This window comes from Clostridium septicum (assembly GCF_003606265.1).
GTDB lineage: Bacteria > Bacillota > Clostridia > Clostridiales > Clostridiaceae > Clostridium > Clostridium septicum.
Window position 1 is genome coordinate 753,231 of the sequence record NZ_CP023671.1, and the last position, 11,944, is coordinate 765,174.

10 protein-coding genes and 1 pseudogene are annotated in these 11,944 nt (G+C 26.7%); 1 reads left to right on the forward strand and 10 read right to left on the reverse strand.

Annotated features, from left to right (window positions below):
- Position 1: 1 nt before the first annotated feature.
- A pseudogene (locus CP523_RS03400) lies at positions 2 to 1,759 on the reverse strand (SUV3 family DEAD/DEAH box RNA helicase).
- A gap of 277 nt (positions 1,760 to 2,036) precedes the next feature.
- Between CP523_RS03400 and CP523_RS03405 the strand changes: the two are divergent.
- Complete coding sequence (locus tag CP523_RS03405; protein ID WP_066679111.1) at positions 2,037 to 2,741, forward strand: LbetaH domain-containing protein; 705 nt, start codon at positions 2,037 to 2,039, stop codon at positions 2,739 to 2,741.
- Between the two features lie 57 nt (positions 2,742 to 2,798).
- Here the strand turns inward: CP523_RS03405 and CP523_RS03410 are convergent, their stop codons facing one another.
- The 9 genes from CP523_RS03410 to CP523_RS03450 all read right to left on the reverse strand — a co-directional run bounded on the left by CP523_RS03410 (position 2,799) and on the right by CP523_RS03450 (position 11,944).
- Positions 2,799 to 3,443: a cyclase family protein gene (locus tag CP523_RS03410; protein ID WP_243106769.1), complete on the reverse strand. Its 645-nt coding sequence runs from the start codon at positions 3,441 to 3,443 to the stop codon at positions 2,799 to 2,801.
- Between the two features lie 15 nt (positions 3,444 to 3,458).
- Positions 3,459 to 4,403, reverse strand: a complete 945-nt coding sequence (locus tag CP523_RS03415; RefSeq protein WP_066679090.1) for a patatin-like phospholipase family protein — start codon at positions 4,401 to 4,403, stop codon at positions 3,459 to 3,461.
- Positions 4,404 to 4,578: 175 nt separating this feature from the next.
- Positions 4,579 to 5,181, reverse strand: coding sequence for a DUF975 family protein (locus CP523_RS03420; RefSeq protein ID WP_066677886.1), 603 nt, complete (start codon positions 5,179 to 5,181; stop codon positions 4,579 to 4,581).
- A gap of 125 nt (positions 5,182 to 5,306) precedes the next feature.
- A complete protein-coding gene (locus tag CP523_RS03425; RefSeq protein ID WP_066677889.1) occupies positions 5,307 to 5,624 on the reverse strand; it encodes a rhodanese-like domain-containing protein in 318 nt (105 codons plus the stop codon).
- A 111-nt stretch (positions 5,625 to 5,735) separates the two neighbouring features.
- Positions 5,736 to 7,211 carry a flotillin family protein gene (locus tag CP523_RS03430; RefSeq protein ID WP_120140486.1) on the reverse strand — a complete coding sequence of 492 codons (1,476 nt, stop codon included), beginning with the start codon at positions 7,209 to 7,211 and terminating at the stop codon, positions 5,736 to 5,738.
- Between the two features lie 266 nt (positions 7,212 to 7,477).
- Positions 7,478 to 8,590, reverse strand: a complete 1,113-nt coding sequence (locus tag CP523_RS03435) for an ABC transporter permease (RefSeq protein ID WP_083089576.1) — start codon at positions 8,588 to 8,590, stop codon at positions 7,478 to 7,480.
- On the reverse strand, positions 8,583 to 9,722 hold the full coding sequence (locus tag CP523_RS03440) for an ABC transporter permease (RefSeq protein WP_120140487.1): 1,140 nt from the start codon (positions 9,720 to 9,722) through the stop codon (positions 8,583 to 8,585). Before CP523_RS03440 ends, CP523_RS03435 begins: the two co-directional genes overlap by 8 nt.
- A gap of 9 nt (positions 9,723 to 9,731) precedes the next feature.
- Entirely contained in the window at positions 9,732 to 10,661 is a 930-nt protein-coding gene (locus CP523_RS03445) for an ABC transporter ATP-binding protein (protein ID WP_066677893.1), read from the reverse strand.
- 329 nt (positions 10,662 to 10,990) lie between these two features.
- Positions 10,991 to 11,944: an ABC transporter permease gene (locus CP523_RS03450; RefSeq protein ID WP_066677895.1), complete on the reverse strand. Its 954-nt coding sequence runs from the start codon at positions 11,942 to 11,944 to the stop codon at positions 10,991 to 10,993.

Genomic DNA, 11,944 nt, shown 5'->3' on the forward strand with positions numbered 1-11,944 from the left:
CTTAAATCCTTAATAATATTTTGTTAATCTCATCACTTACCTGTAATCTCTCTTTATATATCCAGTTTACATCAAAATCTAAACCAAATATTTTACAAAAAGAATAATACATATTTATTCTTTGATAATAACATTCTAATTCATCTAAATTTCCCTTATAACATTGTGGTTTTGTAATAGTTTTATTTTTAATTACAAATAATTCTTCTACATAATCTAAAAATGTGTCCATAAGTTCATTTTTTGAAACATCAAAAGGTACCTTTAATAACTCCCATTGAATACTTTCTTTAAGCTTATATCTTTTAATATTTTCTAAGATTATTAGATATTCATTTATATCCATTTTTCTATAAAAATCAACCTTTTCCTCTCTAGTTGCCCATAAGGCCAGCTTTTCATTTAAAGGTAGTCCCTGTACTTTTAAAATAGCTTCAGATGGACCTACTACAGCCTCTTTTATTACTCTATCATTTTCTTGTAGCTTTTCTTTGATAAATTTTTGATTATCTCTAACTGTAGCAACATAGCCTACTTCATATATTCCTTTTCTTCCTGCTCTACCTGCAACCTGTTTAACTTCCTGTGATGTTAAAGGTCTTATTTCTTCTCCATCAAACTTTTGCAAATCTAGAAATATTATTCTTTTTATTGGAAGATTTACACCCATTCCAATAGCATCCGTTGTAATTAATATTTTATTCTCTTTATTTATAAATTGATCATATTGCTTTCTTCTAACCTCTGGAGGTAAATCTCCATATATTATACTTGCTTTTATTCCCAAATTAGAATACTGCTCTGCTAAACTTAAAACCTTCTTTTTAGAAAATACAACTATTGCATCTCCTGCGTCTGCCTCAACATTATTAAAGTTTCTATTTTCAACTTCTAAAGGTATATTTCTTTTATACTCCTTAAATTCATAATCATCGCCACAATCCTCTATTATCTTTTCTAGTATTTCCTTTGCATTTAATGCTCCACAAATATGAATTTCATTACATCTTAATCCTAATAATGCTCTACTCCAAGCTGCTCCCCTTTGTGAATCATCAATCATTTGAATTTCATCGATTATAGCAATATCATACTCCTCATTTAAATTTACCTTTTCTATTGTACATGATATATGAGTAGCATTATTATTAATTAATTCTTCTTCTCCGGTTAATAAATTACATACTACTCCTTCATTATTTAATTTCTCATAATTTTCTAAAGCTAATATTCTAAGTGGAGATAAATATATTCCCTTTTTAGCACTTTTAAGCCTTTCCATAGCAGTATAAGTTTTTCCTGTATTCGTTTCCCCTAAATGTATGAAAATTTTTCTTCTCATACTTCTTGCAACTTTATATTCCTCTTTAGGATTAGCTGGGAAGTTTTCTTCAAACTCTTTAGATATAAGTTTAGGTATGTGTTGTTTAGTTAATACTGTCATAAAACCAGAATTTATAAAAACATTCTAATTTCCTCTTAATACTTGATAAAAATCAAAATCTGTATTATTTTTTCTATTATAATCATCTAAGATTCTCTTTGATATATATTCTAATAACTCTTCATATCTTTCATATAAATCTTTATATTCCTTAAAGCCTTCTTTTTCCATATCTTTAAGATGTCTTATTTTTTTTCGAACCGCTGACTCATGTTCAATTAAAGCACCTATCTTTGAATTGTGAACTATTTCTTCAATTTGATTTATTTGTGATTTAAGTTTTTTAAAATCTCTTTGCATTGCATTCTTTTTCAACTTCTCACCTCTTAAATATTTACTACTTTTAATTTTCCTATAAAAAATATTCAGTACATAAATAAAAAATCCTTCTTTAGTCATTTATACTCTTTAAATTATTATATTCTAAATCTGTCTATACTTATACTATTTATTATTAAATATTACTTTAAATAATTAACATTATTACATATTAATATTAAATTTATTAATTTTCTAAAAACTATTGATATTATTTATTTTACTTGATATAAATATAATAATACTTTTTTCAAAGGGAGGAATAAAATTGAGAGTGTTTGAAAAACTTAATTCTAATAATTATAATCCGCATGACTTTAATAACAACGTAAATTATTTCATTGGAGGTAATCCTATTACTTCATTTAATAAAGAATCTAAATTTCCTAATATACATCCTACTGTTTTCATAGGTTCATTTTCATCTATAATAGGTGATGTTACTATTTCTGAAAACGTATTTATAGCTTGTAATGCTGTTATTCGTGCTGATGAAGGGACTCCTTTTTTTATTGGTGTTAATACAAATATTCAAGATGGTGTTATACTTCACGGATTGGAAGATGGAAAAGTAAATGTAGATTCTAAAGAATATTCAATTTATATTTCTGATAATGTTTCATGTGCTCACGGAGCTTTAATTCATGGACCATGCTTATTACATAGCAAGTGCTTTATAAGTTTTAATTCTATTGTTTTTAATGCGACTATTGGTAAAAACACATATGTTTCTCCAAATGCAATTGTTACAGGTGGAGTTATTGTTGCAGATAATAAATTTATACCACCATCTATGATTGTGGATACTCAAGAAATTGCAGATATGTTACCCCAACTACCTAAAGATAAAGAGGATTTTTCTGAAACCGTTAGAAAGATAAATAAAGAATTTCCAGCTTCATATACTACTATGTTTGGATCTGCTAGATGTAGCTGTGGATTATGTTATAATCCTTCAAAAATAATGAATAATTTTTAAGCCTTAGTAAACCGATACACCCTTAATAAAAATAGAAGATAGTAAACTTTCTATCTTCTATTTGAAAATGCCTATAGCTCTTACTGGACATCCATCTGATTCCTTAAAATTTAAAGGTGTTGCTATAAACATAAACTTTCCATATAAATTATTAAGATTAGTTAAATTCTCTATTATTATCTTTTCCTTTGATAACAATATTTTGTGTATATTAAAATCCTTTGAATGGACTTTATCTACAGATATAGTATCTACCCCTATTCCTTTTATATTTAACATAGATAACCATAATGCAGCTTCTTCTGATAACACTGGAAAATCATTAAAATATTTTTCATTATTCCAATATTTCTCCCAACCTGTTTTTAATATTAAAAACTCACTTTTCTTTATTTCCTCTTGGTATAATTTTAAAAACTCTAAAGTAATTTCATTTTCTTTATTTTTAGTTACATCTAAAATAAAAGCATTTCCTAGGAAATTTTCTACAGGAAATTCACTTAATTTTTTACCTTCTTTAAAGATATGATAAGGGGAATCCATATGTGTTCCATTATGTGAATATATATTGATATTTGTTTCATTATAACCAGCTTCTTCTATAGAAGATACCTTATTAAAATTAGGTCTTTCTTTCTCTGAATAAACTGTCATACTTCTTGTAATTTCATGAGATAAATCAAATACTTTCATTTCTTTCATTCCTTAATATAGCTTTTAAATATCTATGGTATTTTTATTATTATTATAATTTGTTTTTTTACTCCAATGCTTAGTCTTCTTCTTAATCCAATTATAAAGTTTAAATAATATAGGATAATTTTTTTCTTCTTCAATTTTCACTTTTAATTCAGTCATTAACATTATAGGTTTAAGTAATTCTATGGTATCATAGTATCCTTCTCGTATTCTTATTCTTTTTGATTCCTCATCTAAATTTAAAGTTCCCTTAATTACATTTTCATCTAACTTTTTAGGAGCTAATTCTATTATTTCTGTATTAGGATATAACGACCTATCTATTCTACTTTCTTTAGATAATAAAACTACTATAATGATATCACATCCTTCACCATATACTGGTTGAATAGGAGTGTTATCAGCAACTCCACCATCTATATATTTATGTCCTAAAATTTCTGTACAATCATATATAAGTGGTAAGGATGCAGATGCAACTACCATTTCTTTGGCTAATTTATCATCATAATCATTTATTTTAAAATACTTAGCTGTAAAATCTGGCAATTCAGTACATGCAGCATAACATATTTTTTTACGCTCTTTCACTCTAGAAATATCTAAATATTTATCTATTATTTCTTTTGCCCCATCTTTAGGAACCGCACCCTCTTCTAATTTTTGTAACATATATTTTTTAGCTATGTTTAAGTACTTACCACCTATTGCAAGCTCAAACCCCTTTTTAAAAAGTTCAAATTTACCTATAGGGACTAGTTTGTCCATAGTTACTTCGTCCCATAATTCTTCTGCTGCATACATATCGTCCTGTGCAAATAATACAGCATTAAAAGCCCCTATAGATGTCCCTGAAAAAACGTCTATATATTTGTCTATTTCTAGCTCTTTTAGAGCTTTCCAAACACCTAATTCGTAAGCACCTTTTCCGCCACCACCTGACAATACTAATCCTATTCTCATTTTAACCTCCTTTTTAAGAAAAATTTCCACCTTATTTTAATATATACATTATTATAAGTTAATTCTTATCTTTTTTCAAAAACTTATAAACCTTTATTTTAATAATATATTACTAAAATAAAAATGTATCTAAATAGAAAAATCTTTCCATTTAGATACATTTCAATTTATATTGTTATTTACTTTTAATTTCTAAATAAAAATTTGCTTCTGTTAATTTTTGATATGGATATACCCATAAGGCTCCTATTCCTAAGGTTAAAGCACTTACTAACCACCAGCCTAAAAAACTTAACATTAAAACAAAGTAATCAAATTTATAGCCTATCATCATTTCTCTACTTTCTGATAAACATTGAATAATTCCTTTTTCATTATCTTCACTTAAAATGAAAAATGTTTGTGAAAACATTAAAGCAAATATAAGTCCTGGTACAACTAAAAATATAGTTCCTATTCCTATTATAATTCCAAGTAAAATATTTAATCCTAATGTTTTAAAATAAACATTAAACCCTGAAAAAAGATCTGTAAACTTTGCACTACTATCTTTTTTAGTTAAATTCAATAGAAATTTACTTATACCTAAAGTAAGAACTCCACTTAACAATAATGATGATAAATCTAATATTATTTCAATATTATTATTATATATACTATCACTATAACCAAATATACTAATAATTAAACTATAAACAAGAATAGTGATTATTGCTAATCCCCAATTTCCTCTTAATTGATCTTTTGAATTACTTTTTAACTCTCTTCTTATTATCATACTTAGCCACCTTCCATAAATATTAACTATTAATCTTATTATTAGTATAAATTAATTTTTAAAACCTACATTTTAAAAATTTTATCTAAGTATGAATAACATTAAAATATTTTTAATTTATTAGTTTACTTTTCAATAGCTCCTGTATAATCTAAAATTCCTCCTCTTAAATTATATAATTTAGTAAATCCTTCATTTTCTAAAATATCGCAGGCTACACTACTTCTCATTCCTACTTTACAATAGACAAGTATTGGATTATCTTTATGATTTTCTAAAGTTTCCATCTCCCATTCCAAATCATCAACAGGTATATTTATAGCATTAGGTATTCTATTTTCCTTAAATTCAGTAAATCTTCTTACATCCAATATAAGAAGTTCTTTATCTTCTTTTATTAAATTTTCCGCTTGTATATTACTAATAGATTTTGTAAATTGCAAACTTTTCACCTCTTTTTAATTATAATTAATTTAAGCTAATTATAATCCTGTATAATTTTAAATTCAATGAAATATATTTGCAATTTTCTAAATAAATAACATTTTTACTAACTAATTTTCCTTATTATTTAATACTTTTTCACCTTGCTCTTCTTTTATATTTTCTATCACTATTTCTTCATTAACTTTATTATTATCCGAATTATTTATATTACCTTTATTTTTTGATAAATCTTTTACTAAATCTATAATATCTATTCCTGTTAATGAATTTATTACTTCAGGAATTTCAGCCATTATATTAGTAATATTTTTAGTTACTTTTGATGCTCCACCTTGATTTCCATTATCTATAATAACCATCTTTTCAGTTTTTCCTAAAGGTTCTGAAACATATTTAGCTACTTCTGGTAGCTTATCTGCTAACATTTGAATAATAGCGGCTTCACCATACATCTTATATGCCTCTGCCTTTTCTTTCATAGCCTCTGCCTCTGCTTTCATAGCATCTGCTGTAGCCTCACCTTTAAGTCTAATTGCATCTGCTTCTGCCATACCTTTTATCTTTATAGATTCTGCTTCTGCCTCTGCTTGTTTTATTAATTTATATCTATCTGCTTCTGCTTTTTGTTCTTCACTATATTTATCTGCTTCTGCAACTTTCTTAATAGTAGCTTCAAGTTCCATTTCTTTTTTTCTTGCTTGTTGTTCTGCTATTTCTGTTTGTCTTTGCTCTTCAAATAACTCAGCATTTTTTCTTGCTTCTATTACTTGTTTTTGAACTATATTCTTTTCTACCTCATATGCAAAGTCAGCCTTTGCTTGAGCCTTCTTTTCTTCTTCTTTATAAGCTTGAACTTTAAGCTCTTTATCCTTAGTAGCTCTTGCTATTTCTGTTTCTGCTTTTATTTGTGCTTCTGTTCCAAGTCTTTTAGCTTCTGCTGTTTTCTGCATTTCTTCTTTTTTAGCTTCAGCTTCTGCTATAGATGCATTTTTCTTAACCTCCGCTATTTGCTTTGCTCCAAGAGCTGTTAAATATCCCTTAGTATCATCTATATCTCTAATTGTAAATGTCTTAATTTCTAATCCCATTCTTTCTAAATCATCTTTTGCCACATTTTCAACTTCATTTGCAAACATTTCTCTATCTTTATAAATTTCTTCAATAGACATTTTAGAAACTATTTCTCTAAGCTTTCCTTCAAGGACATCTTGTACTGTACCTCTTATAACTTCTATAGTTTCTCTTTCTTTTCCAGTGTTAAATTGCTCAATGGCAAGTAAAACACCATCTGAAGATGATTTAACTTTTATAATAGCAACTCCATCTGTATCTATTGGTACTCCATTTCTGTCTAGTGATTCATGAGTTTTAACTTCAACCTTCATATTTTCTAAAGATATTCTATCTGTCTGTTCAAAAAAAGGTACAACCAATCCACCTTTTCCACTAATTACCCGTCTTTTTAACCCAGTTACTACAATTGCCTTATCTTGAGGTGCCTTTTTCCAAGTAGATAAAATAATTAGTATTACTACTAATATAGGAACCCCTATAGTAGCAAATTTAATAAGCATTTCTTGCATAATATTTCTCCCCTTTTTAATATACTAATCCTTATACTTATATTAACAATTATTCAATTTTATATCAATTAAATTAATAAATAATTAAAGGGATTTAACTAAAATTTATTTTTGAAATAATTTATAAACTATATTCTCCAAATTAATTGTTACTGTTTTTAATACTAAAAAGCCATAATAAAAAACTGTAATTTACAAACAATGAAATCTTTGAATATAAACTACAGTTTATTTAATAAATAATATTTAAAATCTTTTTAAAACTATTAAGGCACCATCTTATTCTTAGCTTTTGATAAAACTAAGCTTAATAAGAATAGTACTATAGAAAGCATAATTAACGCTAAAACCATCGGTATTATTTCTAAAAAACTGCTACCTTCTTGTAATTTCTCAATTGCATTAATTGCCCACCTTTGAGGACATAAATTTCCTAACCTTTGCATTGATTCTGGCATAAATCCAAAATCCCAAAATGCCCCTGATAGCATTGATGTAGGCATTATTACTAAAACACTTAAATTTGATGCTAAGTTAGGATTTTTAATAAATGATACAATACATAAATTAAATGTTACCGATAGTAAGTTTACTAATAATAATATTAATAAAAAGTATGTGCTATTTTCCATTCCAAAATTAAAGTTTAATAATTTACAAATAGAATAATAAAATATTGATGTTAATGAAGAACATATAAAGAATATAGTTAATATACCTGCAAAATAGTTTCTTTCAGATATATTACTTAATAATATTCTATCCTTTGTTCCATTTTCCTCATCATCTAAAATGAATCTTGTTATAACTTGACCTGATATAAATATTATCATAATAACTATACCAAGAGATTGCATAACAGATATTGAATTGTTAACTTCATTAAGTACATATTTAGGCATATTACTTCTATACTCTTTTTCTAAAGCTTTAAACTTTTTTAAATCACCCTTTGCTAATTTACTTAAAACATATAAATTTTTACTTTCCGCTTCTATTATTGATTTTACTACTGGCTTAATATCACTTTCAGATACAGAGCTAATTTTTATAGAATTTTCTTTTCCTTTAAGAACATCTTCCGAAAATCCTTTATCTATTACAATAGCTAATTCTATTTCTCTTGATGCTAAAAAACTTTCATATTCGTTTTCCTTAACATTCTCTATCTTTACTCCATCAATATTCTCAATTCTATTTTTTATAACTTCTGATATTTCAGCATTATCATTATTAATAATACCTATTTTATATACAGTTTGTTGACCTAACATATAGCTAAAGACAATTGTAAAAACTGCCGGTAATAGTATTGATACTATTATAAAGCTTTTTTTCTTAGTTAATATTTTGAATGTATTTAACATTATTTTAAGCAATTATCTTTCCCCCTTTTATCTTTCTTATGAAAAAATAGCTTAAAACCAATACTAATGATAATATTAATGACACTAATATTGATGTTAATCCACTATTATTATCAACTCCTGTATTTAAACTAATTAAAGCAGTATTTGCCCAATATACAGGACTAACCTTAACTAAAGATGATAAAATAGGAATTGATTTTATCATTGAAAGTGGTGCATAGCACCCCCCTAACATGCAAATTACTATAATGCTAGAATTTAATATTCCATTTATATTTTTAGAATCCCTTGCTAGTAAACCTACTATAATTCCTATAACTGATGAAAATATAGATAATGATATTAAAACTAATACCATTATAGGTAACTTGTCTCCCCATTCAACATTTAATATAAATGTTGAAAAAATATATACTTCAACTATTTGAAGTATAGCTATAATTATTCCTACAATACCTTTAGAAAAAATAAGCTGAAAATCATTAGACTTAGATATTCTAATTCTATTTATAGTAGTTAACTTATTTTCTTCATATACTGAATAAGCTATAGTAATGGAGATATATAAAATAATAAGAGCAAGTTCTGCGAAAGTATAATACTCAAAAGAAGTTATCCCTTTTCCTCCTATAGATCCTTCACTAACGTATTTGTTGCTTTCTTCTTTTAAGACTTCTTGAAGCCTGGTTGGATCTTCCTCCAAAATAGTATCTACTAAGGAATAATTAGCTAATGTTTGTTCAAACACTCCTCTAAATATTTTTCCTGCTGTAGTTTCTCCACTCTTTCTTCTATAAAAATTATATCCCTCTTCATTTATACTTATATACCCTATAGCTTGTCTTTCATCTACTAATGCCTTTGCTTGGTCTGTATTACCTACTTCTTTAAATTCAACACTTGAAATTTTATTAAACTTATTTTTAAAAATTTCAAATCCATGATAGTACTTTGATTTTTCTTCTACTTTATACAAAACCTTAGTATCTTTAAATATATTTAATTCTCCTCCCATAACGCCCTTTAAAGCAAAAACAAGGCATGTAATTAAAACTAATGGAAATATAAAAAGCATTATTACATTTCCCTTATATCTAAAGAACTGCTTTACTTCCTTATTTATCATTGATAAAAGTATCATATATACCTCCTAGTCCCTTAAATTCTTTCCTGTTAACGCTAAAAATACAGTTTCTAAACTAGGAGTTTCATTTTTAATATTTTTTATAATTCCATTCTCCTTAGAAATAGTTGAAACTAATTGTTCTATAACATTACTTTCTTTTAAGTAGTAACATTTTATTTCATTGCCTTCTACTATAACTTTTTCTATTCCAGTAATTGTTTTTAAATTTTCTTCAATTCCCTTTACTTTATTAACTAAAGATACTGAAAATATATTTTTATCACTAACTAAATTTTTTAAATGCTCACTACTACCTTCTGCAATTATATTCCCATGATCCATAATTGAAATTCTATCACAAATTTCATCAACCTCTTCCATATAATGAGATGTATATATTATAGTTGCTCCATCAGATCTTAGTTGTTTTACGGATTCTAAAATATGATTTCTTGATTGTGGATCTATTCCAACTGTAGGCTCATCCATTATTATAAGCTTTGGTGTATGAGCAATTGCACATGCCATATTAAGCCTTCTTTTCATTCCACCTGAAAACTCTTTTGCCTTCTTCTTTCTAAATTGTGTAAGTCCAACAAACTCTAAAGCTTTATAAACTCTATTTTTTAATTCCTTCCCTTTAAAGCCATAAAGTGAACAGAAAAACTTTATATTTTCTTCTGCAGATAATTCCCAATACAAAGCAAAATCTTGTGGAACTAATCCTATATTATTTTTCCACTTATTTATGTTAGTTTCATTTTCTTCAAAAATTACTTTACCACTATTTACTTTACTTAATCCTGTTATCATGCTAATAGTTGTACTTTTCCCAGCCCCATTTGGTCCTAATAGTCCATATATTTCACCTTTACTAATAGAGAAACTTATATCATCTACAGCTACATTATTTTCATACTCTTTATATAGATTTTTAACATCTAATATTTTCATTCTTATCCCTCCTAATATTATTGTATAAAAAAAGTGACTTTTCTTTTAGTTAGAAAACTCACTTTTTTATATAACAAATGTAATATTATAATCTTACTTATTATAATTTAAAATCATACAAACTCCACATCCTATATTGCCTAACACCAATAAAGCAATTCTGACTTTTTTTCATTTTACTTCCTCTTTTAAGTTACTTATTACTAATATAACCATTATAACCTTGAGTATTATATTTTTCCATATATTTCTTAAGAATTGTTAAAGTCTTTTTTATTTTAATATAAAAAAACGAGAAAAATGAAAATTCACTTTTCTCGCAATAAAAATTAACGCTTACCTGAATCAAATGGCTCACCAGCAGCCTTTGGTGCTTGTGATGATTTTGAAAATAAAACTAATGCTAATAATGTTATGGCATAAGGGAATACTTTTAATATAACTTGTGGAACTGCAGCTAATTCTGGCGTAACTTGTGAAATATTAGCTACTGTAACTGCTGTTCCAAAAAATAATGTAGCTCCTAATATTCCAAGTGGCCTCCATTGACCAAATATTAATGCTGCTAAAGCAAGGAATCCAAGCCCTGCAACGCTTCCATTAAATTCTCCTGAATATGTTACTAATATAATTACTCCTCCTAAAGCTGAAAATGCTCCAGAAATCATGACACCTATATATCTCATTTTATATACATTTATTCCTGCTGCATCTGCTGCTTGAGGATGTTCTCCACAAGCTCTTAACCTTAATCCAAAACTTGTTTTATAAAGTATAAATATACTTATTATAAGAATTACTAAAACTAGCCATGTTGTAATATAACTATCACTAAAGAATAAATCTCCTAGTATAGGTATTTTAGAAAGTACCGGTACATCTTGTGGTATAAATCCTTTAATAATTCTTATATTACCACTTCCTGTAATAGTCCTTGCTAAGAAAATTGTTAATGATCCTGCAATCATATTTATAGCAGTACCACTTATAACTTGATTTGCATTTAGGTTTATACTTGCAAATGCATGTAATAGTGAAAATAACATTCCTATTATCATTGCCACTAAGAGTCCTATCCATAAAGGTAAAGAACTACCTGGCATCTTTTCTTGTAATTTAACTATTGTAAATGCTCCTGCAAATGAACCTATAATCATAAGTCCATCAAGACCTACATTTACTATACCACTTCTTTCGCAAAATAAAGCTCCCAATGCTACTATTAAAAGAGGAATAGTAAATGCTATAGCATTTGGGAATACTTGTTGCATTATATCCCACAT

Excerpts from the sequence above, each read along its gene's own strand:
- CP523_RS03410 (WP_243106769.1), bottom strand. The coding sequence starts at position 3,443 with ATGAAAGAAATGAAAGTATTTGATTTATCTCATGAAATTACAAGAAGT.
- CP523_RS03415 (WP_066679090.1), bottom strand. The coding sequence starts at position 4,403 with ATGAGAATAGGATTAGTATTGTCAGGTGGTGGCGGAAAAGGTGCTTAC.
- CP523_RS03420 (WP_066677886.1), bottom strand. The coding sequence starts at position 5,181 with ATGATAATAAGAAGAGAGTTAAAAAGTAATTCAAAAGATCAATTAAGA.
- CP523_RS03430 (WP_120140486.1), bottom strand. The coding sequence starts at position 7,211 with ATGCAAGAAATGCTTATTAAATTTGCTACTATAGGGGTTCCTATATTA.
- CP523_RS03440 (WP_120140487.1), bottom strand. The coding sequence starts at position 9,722 with ATGATACTTTTATCAATGATAAATAAGGAAGTAAAGCAGTTCTTTAGA.
- CP523_RS03445 (WP_066677893.1), bottom strand. The coding sequence starts at position 10,661 with ATGAAAATATTAGATGTTAAAAATCTATATAAAGAGTATGAAAATAAT.
- CP523_RS03450 (WP_066677895.1), bottom strand. The coding sequence starts at position 11,944 with ATGTGGGATATAATGCAACAAGTATTCCCAAATGCTATAGCATTTACT.